The organism is Streptomyces sp. NPDC057682 (assembly GCF_042799575.1).
Classification (GTDB): Bacteria; Actinomycetota; Actinomycetes; order Streptomycetales; family Streptomycetaceae; genus Streptomyces.
Window position 1 is genome coordinate 203,311 of sequence record NZ_JBHVIN010000014.1, and the last position, 13,862, is coordinate 217,172.

Consider the following 13,862-nt stretch of genomic DNA (forward strand, 5'->3'; position numbering starts at 1 on the left):
ACACACCGTCACTACGGTTGATCAGTGCGTCAGGTCGTACAGGTCGCCTGTACGGCCTCTGACGGGTCAGCGGGAACCCGTTACGGGGAGAGGTTCGGCATGCAGTCGGCAAAGAACACCAAGCGCGTCACGTCCTGGCATCTCATCGGTGCCCAACTCGCCATGTTCCGCAAAGCGGCGGGCCTCACGCAGGCCGCCCTCACGGAAAGGCTGAATGTCGGCGAGGACACCATCGCGTCCGTGGAGCAGGGGCGGCGGCCCCTTCAGCTCGATCTGGCGATCCTGCTCGATGAGTTGCTGGATACGAAGGGGGCGTTGGCGGTCGCGGTCGCGCGGGTGCCGCAGAAGGAGCGGTTTCCCGCGTTCGTCCACGACTTCATCGATTACGAACAGGAAGCGCTGACGCTGCTCTCGTACCAGAACCAGGTGGTCCCCGGCCAGCTCCAGACCGAGCCGTACGCGCGGTTCGTGTTTTCGTGCCTCTACCCTCCCATCGAGGAGGACCAACTGGAGGAGTGGGTCGCCGCACGACTCGACCGGCAGCGGCTGCTCACCCGCAAGCCTCGCCCGATGCTGCACTTCATCCTGGAGGAGAGCATCTTGCGCAGCCGGATCGGAGATCCGGCCGTTTTACGGGAGCAGATCAGGCACCTTCGCGCGTGTGCGGAGCTCCCCTTCGTCGGCTTCCAGATCATGCCGATGACGACGCTCGGTCATGCGGGTCTCGCAGGCCCCATGGTGTTGCTGGAGACACCAGACCACGATCATCTCGCTTACATCGAAGGTCAGTTGACCAACGTGCTGCACGATGACCCGGACGACGTCAGTGTGCTCCTGCAGAAGTATGGGATGCTGCAGTCGCAGGCGCTCTCCCCTGCGGAGAGCGTGCGCCTACTGGACAGACTGCTTGGAGAGACATGAACCGCGCAGCACACCGCACTGGCCTCAACTGGTTCAAGTCCAGCTACAGCAGCGACCAGGGCGGCGACTGCGTAGAGGTCGCCGCCCACCCCGCCGCCGTCCACGTCCGTGACTCCAAGGTCGCCGACGGCCCCGTGCTGACGGTCCTCCCGCGCGCGTGGGCGGCGTTCCTCGCGGCGAGGGTTACGTCAGCAGGCTGCTGAGGAACGGGACGAGCCGGTCGGCGATCAGCCGGTCGTCCCGGGCCGAGGCGTGTCCGTCGCATCCGAGGAAGTCCAGGCCGGACGTGTCGAGGTACCAGTAGTGGACCCCGCTGTCCCCGGCGTCGTTGCACGCCTCGACCACCTGCCGGACGTGCTCGGCGTTTCTGTCGAAGCCGACGGCCACGAGGGCGGTGGCGGGACCGTAGCGCGTGCGGAGTGTGCGTAGGAAGGCGCCGTAGGAGGCGCGGTAGGCGGCGGCGAGGGTTTCCGGGGTCCACGGCTCACCGGGCGTGAGGTCGGTGAAGTCGTTGGAGCCGAGGTTGACCACCACGATCTGGGGGCGCCACGTCCCCGGGTTCCGCCAGACGTCGCCGTCCACGCTCAGCAGAGCCCGGTCGTAGTGCGTCCGGTAGGTGAGGTCCGGGCAGATGCCGGCGACGTTGCGCACCATGCCGAGGCCGGAGAGACCGTTGATCTGGTAGTCGGCGTCCAACTGGCGGGCTGCCAGCGCACCGTGGCTCACGTCGGTGTTGGTGGTCCGCTTGAGCTGTTCGGGATCGCAGACGCGGGTGCCCGAGACATTGCCGTAGCCCACGGTGAGGGAGTCTCCGATGAATTCGATCTGGCGGTCCCTCGGCGCCGGTCCGTTCAGTACGGCACCTCCGGGCGCGGCGACGAAACCTCCGAACGTGCTGATGTCCCCCGGGGTGTCGTTGCGTTTGACGACCCGGACCGTGTGCTCACCGTCCCGCAGGCCGTCGACCCAGTGCGTGGTGTCGCCGGGCGTGACCAGGGTGGCGACGGTCGCCCCGTCGACCTGGACGTCGTAGTCGGCGGCGGCGCAGTCCAGCACCACTCCGACACCCGTCCCGCGGAAGCGGCCCTCGAAGTACACCCCGGGCCAGCTGAACTGCACAGCCTCGCCACGGGGCTTGACCCGTCCCACGGTGTGCACCTGCTCGAAGAAGCTCGTCACGAGCACCCGCTCCACCGCACCGGGCGCCGCCGGACGCCCTCTCGTCCCGGTTCCGGGGCCCTGTCTCCGAACGTCATCCCGCGTGCCCTCTCTCCGGCCCTGTCGCGCATCGGTGGGTCACGGCTGAACGTCCGTCGTTCCACCCCTGCGCGTCAACCGACTTACTGATCGCTTCGCCGCGCGTCCGAGCCGCCGACTGCCCATTGCTCGGGGCTTGTTGAGAAGGACGAGGCCGGCGATGGTGACGAGTCCGCCGAGCACCGCGACGGGGCGCGGTTGCTCTCCGAGCCAGAGGTAGGAGACGGCGAGCGTGACCGCGGGGACGAGGTGGAGCGCGGCGGTGGCGGCGGTGACGCTGAGCCGGGCGACGGCGTAGCCCCAGATGACGAACCCGGCCGCCGAGGGCAGGAGGCCGAGGAAGACGACCGCCGCCGTCGTACCGGCCGGGGCGCCGAACGCGGCCCGGACGGTGCTGGGGGCGAGGGGGACGAGAAGGGCGGTTCCGGCCCACATCGCGTAGGAGGCGACTTCGAGCCCGGTGTAGCGGTGCAGCAGGGGCTTGATCGTCAGGTTGTAGACGGCCTGGCTGCACGCGGCGGCGAGGACGGCCCATGCCGCGGCCGTGTATCCGCTCTCCTTGCCGGACACGCCGACGAGAGCCGCGCCGGCGAGCGCGACGAGTGTTCCGCCGGCCCTGGCCGGGGTGAACCGTTCACCCAGGAAGCAGGCCGCCAGTACGGCGCTCATCGCGGGGACGGCGGCCACGATCAGGCTGGCGGTGCCCGCGGGCACATGGACCTCCCCCCAGTTCAGCAGGAGCTGGTAGGCGCTCATCCCGGCACCGCCCGCGAGGGCGATGCGCCAGAGATCGGCGCGCTCGGGGCGGCGCACTCCCAGCGCCGGGGCGACGGCCGCGAGCGCGAGGGAGGCGACGGCAAGGCGGAGGAAGGACAGCTGGGCCGGTCCGTAGCCCTCCAGCGCCACCCGGATCGCGGGGAAGGCGGTGGCCCACAGCAGCACGGTGGCGGCCAGGGCGAACAGAGTCTTGTTGAACTTCACCCTGTCGACCCTGCCCGGTCATATACATTAGGTCCAGTTACCTTTTTCTTGCTGATCAGGTAGGAGATCTTTCTTGTTGGATGTCCGCCGACTTCGCGTACTGGTCGAGTTCGCCTCGCAGGGCACGGTTGCCGCCGCAGCCCGTGCCCTGCACCTCACCGGCCCGGCCGTGTCCCAGCAGCTGGCCGTGCTGGAGAAGGAAGCGGGGGTGCCACTCCTGGAGAAGCGGGGACGCACCCTCCACCTCACCGGCGCGGGGCAGCGTCTCGTGGACCATGCGCATGTCCTCCTCGGCAACCTCGCCGCCGCCGAATCGGATCTGGCGGCACTGCGCCAGGGCGAACGCGGCACGGTCCGCGTCGCCGCCTTCGCCTCCGCCGCCCGCACGATCGCCCCCGCCCTCTGGCCCGAGCCCGGCACGCCACCGGACCCGGCGGAGCCCGCCGTGTTCCTGGTCGAACACGAACCCGATGCCGCGGAGGCCGCCCTCGGGCGCCGCGAGGTCGACATCGCGGTCACCCACTCCTACAGCCTGCTTCCCCGGCCGCTTCCCGCAGGATGCGAGCGGACGGCTCTCTTCGAGGAACCCGTACATCTCGTCCTGCACCCCGCCGACGCCGCCGACCACCGACTCGCTCCCGGAGCACCGGCAGATCTGCGCCGGTTCGCCGATGCCCCGTGGCTCCTCCCCGGCCCCGAGACGGCCTGCCACGAGATGACACAACGCGCCTGCGGGGCCGCAGGCTTCGTTCCGCGAGCCGTGGCGGTGGCGGGCGACTTCGCCGTTCTGACGGCCCTGGTCGCCCGACGCGCAGGAGTCGCCCTCATTCCCCGCATGGCGCTGCCGGCGCCCGGACCGGACCTGAGCATCCACACCCTGCGCGTGCCGGTCCACCGGAGCGTCCATGCCCTCCATCGCTCGGGTACGGGTGGGCAGCCCGGCATCCGGCACGTTCTCGACCGCCTCACCGCGCCCCTCGACGGCTGAGGTCCACGGCTCACGCGGCGCGGGTCGCCGCGAGGTAGATCCGGCGGGTCGGGATCTCGTTCTCGTACGCCTCGCGGACCGTGCAGGTGTCGACCCGGAAGGACGCGTTCCCGGCCGCGCGGCGGAGCTCGTACTCCGTGAACTCCGCCCAGTAGACCCGCAGATCGCTGCCGAGTGGGTCGTCGATCACACCGTCGTGCGTGCCTTCCTTCGCCACGACGAGGAGCTGGCCGCCGGGGCGGAGGGCCGTAGCCCAGGCGGCGAGGGTGGCGGGGAGTCCGGCGCGGGGCTGGTCGTGGAGGGAGTAGTAGGCGACGAGGCCGTCGAGGGGTTCGGTGAGGGTGCGGTGGTCCTGGACGGCGAACCGGCAGTCGGGGCGTTCGCGGCGGGCGAGGGCGACGCAGCGCGGGGAGAGGTCGATGCCGAGGACGTCGAGGCCCCGGTCCGTCAGGAACTGAGTGACGTGGCCGCAGGGGCCGCAGCCGGCGTCGTACACCCGGCCGCCCGGGACGACCCGCCCGGCGAACGCGTCCAGGGCCTCCAGGTCGAATGGCTTGCTCTCCAACTCGTCCCGGAACAGCCGGAGATAGTGGTCGGCGCGGGCGTCCCAGGTGCGGACGACATCGGCGGCGGAGCCGGGAACGGGCGCGGGGGGCGTCGTGGACGTCGTCTCTGGCATGGCCCCAACCTACGGCTTCGTACGGGGCCGGGGCGGAGAGATGCGCGGCGCCCCGCACGGGGCCGGGAAGCCCAGGGGTGCCGTGCGGGGCGCGCGTTCACAGGGCGGGGGTCGTCAGACCACGGTCATGGTGTACGTACCCGTGCCGTTCTGCCGGCCGCTGGAGTACTGGCGGATCTGCTCTCCGTCGGCGTAGCGGTCGTGGCCGGCCATGGAGCCGGAGTACTTGTTCTGGATGCCGACCTTCGTGCTGCCGGGCACGTCACGGTAGATGTAGAAGCGCTGGAGATCGTCCTCCACGCAGGAGGCCGTGGTCAGGACGCCCAGCTCCTGGTTGGCGGCGGCCGCCGGGACGGTGGCGCATCCGCCGTTGCCCCAGTTCCACAGGGATGCCTCGACGACCCCGTTGGACTCCGTGACGTTGCAGAGCTTCCAGTTGTCCAGGTGGGCGCTGAGGAAGTTGGATTCGCGCAGGCGGATGCCGTCGCCGGGCAGGAGCGGTGCGCTCCAGTTGAGGGGCTTGCCGGGGACGTCGATCTTGTAGACGGCGGCCTGGCAGTTCAGGGCGGCAAGCGGGGCGGGGGCCGGGGCCGGGTTCGCGGGGGCCTGTGCGGTCCGGGCGCCGACGGCCCGCTCGGCGGCGGCCTGCTCGGCCTGCGCCGCCTTCCTCGCCTCGGCGGCCTTCGCCGAGGTCACCTCACCGGCCGGGTGGGTCGCGGTGGCGAGGGCGGAGCCGCAGTCCAGCAGGTCCTGCGCCTTGCGCATGATGCTGTCGGCGGGAACGGCGTCCTCGCAGCGCACCGCGCCCTCTTCGAGGGTCGTGAAGGTGGTGAAGCTCCCGGCGCCGCCGCCCTCGACCCACTTCAGGGCCCAACTGCCGTCGGCCTGCTGGGCGCGGTTGCAGTTGAGGCTGCCGTAGGTGCCGGTGACCTTCTTGGTCCCCTTGTAGAGGCCGTAGTAGCCCGGACTGGCGAAGTTCCAGGTGACCTCCGTCGCCGCGGTGTTGGTGGAGGTGTACTCCAACTGCACGTTGAGGCCCACGGTCGCGCCGGCCTTCGTGAGGGCGAGCTGGGGGAAGGCGCCTTCGACGTTGCCGGAGGCGTTGGCGCCCACGGTCACCTTGACGACCGTCTGCACGGTCGTGGTCACCTTCTGGGTGCCGGTCGAGCCCTCGGTGACGTACCAGCCCTTGAAGTGGGTGATGACCGGGGTCACTTCGGTGGTCTTGATGTACGGGTGCCGGGTGCCGAGATCCGCCGCCGTACAGGCCCCGCCGGGCTCGGCATCCGCCGAGACGGCGGGTGCGGCGGCGGTCCCGGCGGGCGCGGCGGCGGCCGGTGGGACGGCGAGTCCCACGGTGGCCACGGCGGCCGAGGCGGCACAGGCCATGAGTGTCTTCGCTAAGCGGCTGACGGAGCTTGTGGGGCGCATCGTTGCCTTTCCTCCTGGCTGTGTGTGTTCGGTCCGCAGCCGAACGTAGCGGCCGGGGCGGTGGCGGTGTGAGCCCCCAACGGGCCAAAGGGCGATCATGGAGGGGCTTATTCCGCGCCTCGGGTCGCCGGAGCGCCCGTGCGAGCCCGCGCATAGGGTGCCCGCATGACCACCGCACTCCGCCTGGAGAAGATCACCCCCGACAACGTCGACTCCGCCATCGCGCTCAAGGTGCGTGCGGATCAGGAACACCTGGTCGCCCCGGTCGTGAAGTCCCTGGCCGAGGCGTACGCGTACGGCGATACGGCCTGGCCCCGCCTCATCCTGGACGGCGACCGGCCCGTCGGCTTCCTGATGGCGTTCTTCGACATCCCCTTCGGCGGCGGGGAGAGCGATCTGCGCTCCGGACTGTGGCGGCTGAACGTCGCGGCGGGCGAACAGGGGCACGGCTGCGGCCGGTTCGCGGTCGAGTCGGTGGCGGCGGAAATCCGGCGGCGCGGCGGGACCGCCCTGACGACCACGTGGCATCCGGGTGAGGACGGTCCGGAGCGCTTCTATCTGCGGCTCGGGTTCCGGCCGACCGGCGAGATGAGCGGGGGCCAGCGAGTCGGGGTGCTGGACCTGGGCAGAGCCGGGTCCGCCGCCCGGAGCCGTACGACCCCGTAGGCCCCGTAGGCCCCGCAGGCCCCGGACGCCACACCCGTCCGGAGCCGTACGAGCCCCGTCGGCCCCGGCTGCCACACCCGTCCGGAGCCGTACGGCGCCCGGTCGGCACACCCGCGAGCCCGTACACCCGCGTGCCCGCTCACCGGCCCCGGCCGGCCCCGCCTACAGCCCCGTCCGCAGTGCGTTGACGCGTGCGGCGGCCGCGTCGAAGCGGGCGCCGTCGAGTCCGCCGGAGGCCAGGGCCTCGCTGAGCGCGGTGACCGCAGTGTCGCCCTGGGAGACGCTGCGCGAGGAGCACAGCACCAGGTCCATGCCCGCGGAGGCCGCCGCGACCGCGCGCTGCGCGGTCGTGCCGAAGGACTGGAGCGCCCCGGCCTCCAGGGCGTCGGTGATCGTGACGCCCGTGTAGCCGAGGCGGTCGCGCAGTTCGGAGACGACCGTCGGGGAGAGCCCGGCCGGGCGGGCGGGGTCCAGGGCGGAGTAGATCGCCCACGAGAGCATGACGAGCTTCACGCCCGCCGCGACGGCGTCCCGGTACGGCGCCTCGTCCACCCCGCGCAGTGTGGCCGCGGACGTGGTGAGCGTGACGGAGCGCAGGTCCGTGTTCTGGCTCGCCGAGGCGGGGCCGAGGCCCGGGAAGTGCTTCGCGGTGGCGGCGACCCCGACGTCCTGCTGCGCGCGGATGAACGCCGTACCGCAACTGGCCACCGCGGCGGCCGACTTGCTGTAGGAACGCTCGTACTGGTCGGTGAAGTCACCGGTCTTGCGGTACACGTCGAGGACCGGCGCGAGGTTGACGTTCATGCCGACGCCCGCGAGGTTCATCCCCGCGCCGCCGCCGGTGAAGTCGGCCCACTGGAGGGGGTCGGCGGAGGCGCCGACGTCCTTGGCGGACATCACCGGCTCTCCCGGCAGCCGACGGACCACGCCGCCCTCCTGGTCGGTCATCAGGAGCAGCGGGGCCTGCACCGGGGAGTTGGCGTGCGCGGCCTTCATCGAGCGGACGACGCCCTCGATCTGGGTCAGGTTCTCGATGTTCTCCCCGAAGAAGATCACCCCGGCCGTGCGCCCCTGCTCGATGGCGTTCATCAGCGAGGCCGGAGGGGTGAGCCCGGGGTAGGAGTGGATGACGCACTGCCCGGCGCGCTGCTGGGGGGTCAGGGCGGCGACGGCGGCCGGGGGGCGGGCGGCCTCCGGGGGCCGTACGGCTTCCGGTTTCCGTGCGTTCTCCGGAGACCGCGCGTGCTCCGGCGTCCGTGCGGCGGCCTGCGCGGCGGCGGTCGCTCCGAGTCCGCCGGCCAGGGCCGCGGCTCCGGCGGCGAGGGCGGCGCGCCTGCTGAGGGGTGGCGTGGGGTCCATGGGTGCTCCGTAAGTTGTCAGGCGGCAGTGCTCCACACGCGGGCCCGGCGTGGACGCCGTGGGAGGCGTACACGAGGGGGGAACGGGCCCGGCTCCACACGCGCGGGCCGGAGCGGCCGGGGTGATTCGGCCGCTCCGGCCCGCACGCCTCTCGCACGGGTCCGCCGCGCCCCGAGGGGCAACGACGTCCCGTGTCACACCGTCACGGGGTGTTGTTGGCCAGGGCGAGCAGCCGGGAGCGGTCGCCGCCGAAGCGGTCGCGGTCGACGGCGCCGGAGATGCCGCTCACCGATCCGGTGGAGCTGTACTGCCAGACCGTCCAGTACGGGAAGCCCGCCGGGATGGTCGGGTTGGTGGCCGTGGTCCAGTGGGCGACCCAGAGCGGGCTGCGGGTGGACATGCCGGTCCAGCCGCCGGTGCAGGTGTTCCACCAGCTGGGGCTGGTGTAGATCACGACGTCACGGCCGGTGCGGGACTTGTACGTGTTGTAGAAGTCCAGGATCCACTGGCGCATGGACGCCTGCGAGTAGCCGTAGCAGGTGCCCTCGATGTCCAGGACGCCCGGCAGCGTGAGGTTGTCGCGCGACCAGCCGCCGCCGTTGCCCGCGAAGAACGTGGCCTGGGCGGCGCCGCCGGAGACGTCCGGGCGGGCGAAGTGGTAGGCGCCCCGGATCACACCGGCGTAGTAGGCGTTCGGGTAGTTGGAGTTGAAGTTCGGGTCCTTGTAGGTCAGGCCCTCGGTGGCCTTCATCCAGGCGAACTCGATCCCGGCGCCGCGCACCGAGGTCCAGTTGATGGAGCCCTGCCACTTGGAGACGTCGATGCCGAGCGGGTTGGCCTTGACGGTGACCTCCGGCTGGGCGTCGAGGCGCAGCTGCTTGGTGTCCGGTCTGAACGCCTGGCCGTCCGGGAGGTAGCCGACACCCATGTATCCCTGGCCGAGCGGGATGGGGTCGTGCTTGGCGGGTGCGGCCGTGGCAGTGCTGGACATCAGTCCGAGGAGCAGCGCGGCGCTCGTGCCGAGGACACCGGCCAGGGTGAGGCGTCGGCGGGCGAGGGTGAGGGAACGCGGGGTGGTCCGGGAGAACAAGGCGGCCTCCTGCTGGGTGGGGGGGCGGATACCGCGACAGGCCCGACCGGCCGCACGTTTCGTCCTGATCTACGCGCGTCCAGTTGTCGCGAACACGACACAGTGAGCCACAGGCCCGGGGGTCCGGTAAAGAGCGCCTGCCTCCCATTAGTGGTCTGGACCAAAGGCCGGTCCGGTGAGCTGTACAAACGACCGGTGGGCGGCGGAACTTTTCCGAACTGGCGGCGGAACCTCGCGCCGGGGCTTTCCCGAACCGGCTGCCGCTCCCCACGTGCGAACGGGTGACTGCCGCCCCGCGGCCGGACCGGACTCGCCGCCACTCCCCGTACGCGAACTCGCCCTCACCGCCCCGCGCTCGAACTGGCGGCCACTCCCCCGCACTCGATCGGGTGGACGTGCCCGCGCGGACGTGGCTCGGGGCCGTAATCGGGCACGGCGGGCGCGATCATGCGGCGGTGATCTCTTCCATTCGGACGGCCCGCCGTCCCAAGTCCCCGCTCCTGGCCGGGTTCGGCGGCACCCTCGCCCTGCTGACCCTGCTCCCGGTCGTGCCCGCCACGGCCGCCGCGCCCGCGCAGGACGCCTCGCCGCGTGTGGTCACCCCGGCCGAGCGCAGGACCTCCGCGTACCTCGACTCGCTCCAGGGCAGGCCCGCCGCGCTGAAGGCCTTCTTCAAGGCGCTGCCCAAGGGCGGCGACCTCCACAACCACCTGTCCGGTGCGGCCACCACCGAGTACCTGATCAAGCTCGCGATCGACAAGGGCCTGTGCATCGACGCGACGATGACGGCGGTGGCGCCGCCGTGCGGCCCCGGCACCCGCCCGGCCGCCGACGCGCGGACCGACGCGGCGTTCCGCCAGGAGATCGTCCGGGCCTGGTCCATGCAGGACTTCCCGGCCGGCGAGTCGGGGCACGACCACTTCTTCGACACCTTCGGCAAGTTCGGCCTGGCGACCTGGGACCGGGGCAAGCTCCTGGCGAACGTCGCCAACACCGTCGTCGCGCAGAACCAGTTCTACCTGGAGACGATGGTCACCCCGGCCTCGGACAGCGCCAGGGCCCTGGCCGAGAAGGTGGGTTACGACGCCGACCTGGCCGCCTTCCACCGCAAGCTGCTGGCCGGCGGGCTGAACAAGGTCGTCGACGAGGCGGTCCGCGAGGCCGACGAGGGCGACGCGGACTTCCGCCGCACCGCGCACTGCGACACCAACCGCCCCGACCCGGGCTGCCGGCTCCCCGTCCGCTGGATCTCCCAGGTCTCCCGCGGCAGCACCCCGGCCCGCGTCTTCACGCAGATGGCCGTCGGCATGCGGCTCGCCGAGCGCGACCCGCGCTTCGTCGCCGTCAACCTCGTCCAGCCCGAGGACTGGGACAGCTCGCTGGAGAACTACAGCCTCCAGATGCGGATGCTGAAGTACCTGCGCGGCCAGTACCCCGGCGCCCACCTCACCCTGCACGCCGGTGAGCTGGCCCCCGGCCTCGTCAAGCCCGAGGACCTCACCTTCCACATCAACGAGGCCGTCCGCGTCGCCGGCGCCGAGCGCATCGGCCACGGCGTCGACCTCGTCCACGAGGACAACTGGCGCGGCCTCGCCCGCACCATGGCCCGCCGCGACATCGCCGTCGAGGTCCCCTTCTCCAGCAACAAGCAGATCCTCGGCATCGCGGGCGCCGACCACCCGTTCAACGCCTACCGGCGCTACGGGGTCCCGATCGTCCTCTCCACCGACGACCCCGGCGTCTCCCGCATCGACATCAGCCACGAGTACCAGTACGCCTCCGAGACGTACGACCTCGACTACCCCACCCTCAAGGACCTGGCCCGCGCCTCCCTGGAACACGCCTTCCGCGAGGGCCGCAGCCTCTGGGCCGCAGGCTCCGCCCGCACCGGCTACCGCATGGTCCCCGCCTGCGCCACCAGCCGCCCCGGCGCCGGCAACCCCACCCCCCGCTGCCTCGACTTCCTCTCCGACAACCCGAAGGCGGGCATGGAATGGCGCCAGGAGGCGGCCTTCACCGCCTTCGAGCGCGCCCACGGCGGCCGCCGCTGACGCATCCCCCCTTCGCCGGGCCGCGGGGCACTGTCCCTGCGGCCCGGTGGTGCGTCCGGGCCCACCCGCGATCACGTCCGCACCGGGATCGGCAACGCCGCAGCACTCAGGGCCCCTTACGGGATCGGCATCTGTCCGGATTCATACGGTGAGACCGAGGGCAGCAAGGGGCCTTCGATCGTCGCGCGCGGTGTGGCGTAGGACGGCGGCGAAGGTGTCGGAACTCATCGCCGCACGGGGATCCTGTCCGAACGGAGTGTCGGCCCGTCCCCCTTGCCCGCGTCGAGCAGCAGCGCCGCGACCGCCTCCGGGTCCTCGCGCATGGCGTCGTGGCCAGTGGGCAGGGTGTGGACGCGCCACCCGGGGTCGGTCAGGAGCCGGTCCCGGAGTCCGGTGAACGGGGTGCGGTCCTCCCAGCCCGCGCAGTACACGAACTCCCGGCGCGGGACGCGGGCGTGGGCGCCGGTGAGGCGGACCGTCTGGAGGAACGAGGCGAGGGGGTGGGGGCGGCGGCGCGGGTCGCCGCGGTGGCCCGGCGGGGCGACGGAGTAGCCCGTGTCCGCCGCCCCGGCCGCGAAGACCTCCCTGAAGTGCGCGTTGGTCGAGGACCAGCAGGAGTCGCCGTCGTCCGGTACGTACGCGTCGAGGTGCACCAGCCGGGCGACCCGGCCGGCCGCGCGGTCGGCGGCGGCCGCGACGACGAGCCCGGCGTAGCTGTGGCCGACGAGGGTCACCCCGGTGGCGCCGGTGCGGTCCAGGAGCCGCAGGACGTCGGAGGCGTGGGTGTCCAGTCCGGCGGTGGCGACGACGGCGGGCTCGTCGTCGGGGCGCAGGCCGGTCAGGGTGAGGGCGTGCGCGGTGTGGCCGGCGCGCTCCAGGAGCGGGACGACGTGCTCGTACGCCCAGGCGCCCTTCCACGCGCCGGGGACCAGGACGAATACGGTCATGGCTCTCTCCTTCCGCAGGGGTGCGGGCGGATGTCCCGTACCCCTGCCGAGGAGTCTCGCCGGGGTGAGCGGTGGCGTGGTAGCGCTACGATGCCAGGCTGTGCCTGTTCCCCGCCACGACGGTGAGTCCCCCGGTCCCGTCTCGTCCGTCTGGCCGTCCGGCGGGCGTCATCTGTGGCCGTCCGGCGGTGCGAGCGCCGAGCGCGCGCACGGGCGGGGTCATCTCGTGTACGCGGCGGCCGGCGTCCTGACCGTCCGCACCGGGCGCGGCACCTGGGTCGTGCCCGCCAACCGGGTCGCCTGGATCCCGGCCGCGTTCCCCCACCGGCACCGGGCCCACGGGGACACGGACATGCGGATCGTCTTCCTCCCGCCGTCCCTCGCACGCCTCGTCCCGGACCGCCCGGTGGTGTTCCTGGCCTCGCCGCTCGCCCGCGAGGTCCTGCTCGCCCTGACCACCCCGGGCGAGGGCGGCGAACCGCCGACCCGCGCCCCCGCCGCCCTCGCCCGGCTGCGCCGGGTCCTCGTCGACGAACTCCGGGAAGCGCGCGAACAGCCCCTCCACCTGCCGGAACCCCGCGACGACCGGCTGCGCGCCCTCGCCCGGATCCTCTCCGCGAACCCGGCCGACACGACGTCGCTCGCCGGTCTCGGCAGGGCCGTCGGGGCGAGCCCCCGCACCCTCAGCCGGCTGTTCCGCGACGAACTGTCCATGACCTTCTACGAATGGCGCACCCAGCTCCGCGTCTGCCACGCCCTCGTTCTCCTCGCCGAGAACCACGACACCACCCGCACCGCCCACGCCTGCGGCTGGACGAACCCGAGCGCCTTCATCCAGGCGTTCACTTGCCTCGTCGGCACGACGCCGGGGCGACACCGGGCGGGAGCTGTCTGAGCCCCATGCGCATACGGCGAAACGGGCCGGGCGCAGCGGCGACTCGGACACGTTGGTTCCGGACGTCCGGTCCGGTCCCACGCCCCTGAACGGTCGTTGGTTCCCTCGTCGAGGCCAGGGGTCCTGTCACGTGTGGGCCCGTCGTGGATCGAGGGCGTCCATCAGACCGCGGACGTTCGCGGAAACCGTCCGCCAGGAATCCTCCTCCCCCAGGAAGGCGACTGCCGGTTCGGTGGACGACCGCCCGTAGTCCAGCGCGAAGAGGAGGTCGGGTCCGAGGTTTCCGATGATCACGGTCCTCAGCCGCGGCATACGGCCGGGCGAGGCAGGCTCCGCGGAGGTCCCGGCGTAGCACCGCAGGATCTCCTCGTCGAGTTCCTCGCGCCACCACCGCGTCATTCCGCGCATGCCGGAGAACGTGTGGAACACGGGACGGACCGGGGCCCGGCCGAACACGGCCGCGATCCCGGGGGAACGGGCCAGCTCCATCCACCTGCCGTCCTCGACCGCCGCGACCAGGCAGGCGGGCAGCGGCATACCGAAAACGGACGTACGGAGCTCTGCGGCGCGGTTCATCCGGTCCTCATCTGTGCGGGC

At 72.1% G+C, this 13,862-nt stretch carries 14 protein-coding genes; 6 read left to right on the forward strand and 8 right to left on the reverse strand.

Features of this window, described 5'->3' with window-relative positions; genetic code table 11:
• Positions 1–99: 99 nt before the first annotated feature.
• Positions 100–921, forward strand: coding sequence for a Scr1 family TA system antitoxin-like transcriptional regulator (locus ACFVDM_RS25515; RefSeq protein WP_383644434.1), 822 nt, complete (start codon positions 100–102; stop codon positions 919–921).
• Entirely contained in the window at positions 918–1,124 is a 207-nt protein-coding gene (locus ACFVDM_RS25520; RefSeq protein WP_383644437.1) for a DUF397 domain-containing protein, read from the forward strand. The genes ACFVDM_RS25515 and ACFVDM_RS25520 overlap by 4 nt, the downstream gene beginning before the upstream one ends.
• Here ACFVDM_RS25520 and ACFVDM_RS25525 read toward each other — a convergent pair.
• Both ACFVDM_RS25525 and ACFVDM_RS25530 read right to left on the reverse strand, forming a co-directional pair.
• Positions 1,105–2,100 carry an SGNH/GDSL hydrolase family protein gene (locus tag ACFVDM_RS25525; protein WP_383644440.1) on the reverse strand — a complete coding sequence of 332 codons (996 nt, stop codon included), beginning with the start codon at positions 2,098–2,100 and terminating at the stop codon, positions 1,105–1,107. The two genes, ACFVDM_RS25520 and ACFVDM_RS25525, sit on opposite strands and share 20 nt — an antisense overlap.
• A gap of 117 nt (positions 2,101–2,217) precedes the next feature.
• Positions 2,218–3,159, reverse strand: coding sequence for a DMT family transporter (locus tag ACFVDM_RS25530; protein WP_383644443.1), 942 nt, complete (start codon positions 3,157–3,159; stop codon positions 2,218–2,220).
• Between the two features lie 73 nt (positions 3,160–3,232).
• Here ACFVDM_RS25530 and ACFVDM_RS25535 point away from each other — a divergent pair, with 73 nt between their 5' ends.
• Positions 3,233–4,147 (forward strand): LysR family transcriptional regulator, encoded by a 915-nt coding sequence (locus tag ACFVDM_RS25535; protein WP_383644446.1) that lies wholly within the window; start codon positions 3,233–3,235, stop codon positions 4,145–4,147.
• Positions 4,148–4,157: 10 nt separating this feature from the next.
• On the opposite strand, the gene ACFVDM_RS25540 is transcribed toward ACFVDM_RS25535, so the two are convergent.
• Both ACFVDM_RS25540 and ACFVDM_RS25545 read right to left on the reverse strand, forming a co-directional pair.
• Positions 4,158–4,826 (reverse strand): class I SAM-dependent methyltransferase, encoded by a 669-nt coding sequence (locus tag ACFVDM_RS25540; protein WP_383644449.1) that lies wholly within the window; start codon positions 4,824–4,826, stop codon positions 4,158–4,160.
• 114 nt (positions 4,827–4,940) lie between these two features.
• Entirely contained in the window at positions 4,941–6,215 is a 1,275-nt protein-coding gene (locus ACFVDM_RS25545; protein ID WP_383644452.1) for a hypothetical protein, read from the reverse strand.
• Positions 6,216–6,422: 207 nt separating this feature from the next.
• Between ACFVDM_RS25545 and ACFVDM_RS25550 the strand changes: the two genes are divergently transcribed.
• Complete coding sequence (locus tag ACFVDM_RS25550; RefSeq protein WP_383644455.1) at positions 6,423–6,923, forward strand: GNAT family N-acetyltransferase; 501 nt, start codon at positions 6,423–6,425, stop codon at positions 6,921–6,923.
• Between the two features lie 162 nt (positions 6,924–7,085).
• Here the strand turns inward: ACFVDM_RS25550 and ACFVDM_RS25555 are convergent, their stop codons facing one another.
• Both ACFVDM_RS25555 and ACFVDM_RS25560 read right to left on the reverse strand, forming a co-directional pair.
• On the reverse strand, positions 7,086–8,282 hold the full coding sequence (locus ACFVDM_RS25555; RefSeq protein ID WP_383644458.1) for a glycoside hydrolase family 3 N-terminal domain-containing protein: 1,197 nt from the start codon (positions 8,280–8,282) through the stop codon (positions 7,086–7,088).
• A 202-nt stretch (positions 8,283–8,484) separates the two neighbouring features.
• Positions 8,485–9,273 carry a GH25 family lysozyme gene (locus tag ACFVDM_RS25560; RefSeq protein WP_383644600.1) on the reverse strand — a complete coding sequence of 263 codons (789 nt, stop codon included), beginning with the start codon at positions 9,271–9,273 and terminating at the stop codon, positions 8,485–8,487.
• A gap of 554 nt (positions 9,274–9,827) precedes the next feature.
• Between ACFVDM_RS25560 and ACFVDM_RS25565 the strand changes: the two genes are divergently transcribed.
• A complete protein-coding gene (locus ACFVDM_RS25565) occupies positions 9,828–11,423 on the forward strand; it encodes an adenosine deaminase (protein ID WP_383644461.1) in 1,596 nt (531 codons plus the stop codon).
• A 224-nt stretch (positions 11,424–11,647) separates the two neighbouring features.
• Here ACFVDM_RS25565 and ACFVDM_RS25570 read toward each other — a convergent pair whose 3' ends face one another.
• Positions 11,648–12,370 carry an alpha/beta fold hydrolase gene (locus ACFVDM_RS25570; RefSeq protein WP_383644464.1) on the reverse strand — a complete coding sequence of 241 codons (723 nt, stop codon included), beginning with the start codon at positions 12,368–12,370 and terminating at the stop codon, positions 11,648–11,650.
• Positions 12,371–12,470: 100 nt separating this feature from the next.
• On the opposite strand from ACFVDM_RS25570, the gene ACFVDM_RS25575 reads away from it, so the two are divergent.
• A complete protein-coding gene (locus ACFVDM_RS25575) occupies positions 12,471–13,265 on the forward strand; it encodes an AraC family transcriptional regulator (RefSeq protein WP_383644467.1) in 795 nt (264 codons plus the stop codon).
• Between the two features lie 126 nt (positions 13,266–13,391).
• Here the strand turns inward: ACFVDM_RS25575 and ACFVDM_RS25580 are convergent, their stop codons facing one another.
• The gene (locus tag ACFVDM_RS25580; protein ID WP_383644470.1) at positions 13,392–13,841 is read right to left on the reverse strand and encodes a hypothetical protein; all 450 of its coding nucleotides are present in this window, start codon (positions 13,839–13,841) and stop codon (positions 13,392–13,394) included.
• Between the last annotated feature and the right edge of the window lie 21 nt (positions 13,842–13,862).